Origin of the sequence: Anaerotignum propionicum, from assembly GCF_024461735.1 — a bacterium.
Taxonomy (GTDB): domain Bacteria; phylum Bacillota; class Clostridia; order Lachnospirales; family Anaerotignaceae; genus Chakrabartyella.
Window position 1 is genome coordinate 1 of sequence record NZ_JANGAD010000041.1, and the last position, 243, is coordinate 243.

At 40.7% G+C, this 243-nt stretch carries 1 protein-coding gene; it reads right to left on the bottom strand.

Annotated elements, in window-relative coordinates:
• Nucleotides 1-76: 76 nt before the first annotated feature.
• On the bottom strand, nucleotides 77-243 hold a 167-nt coding region (locus NE558_RS14705; protein ID WP_256150843.1), incomplete at its 5' end, for a YebC/PmpR family DNA-binding transcriptional regulator.

Genomic DNA, 243 nt, shown 5'->3' on the forward strand with positions numbered 1-243 from the left:
TTTCGATTCTGTAATCGCTCATCTTCTTTGTCCTCCTGCGTTTTTCCTGTTTGTATGCCTGCATTCCCTGAATCGCCTATTCATTCCAGTTATGATATACGTCCTGGACATCATCGTCTTCTTCGAGAAGATCTAATGTTTTCTGGATATTTTTAATATCCTCTTCACTTGTCAAATCGACATAAGTCTGAGGGATCATCGTAACTTCCGCTCCTGCCATTACAATTCCCGCCTCTTCTAATT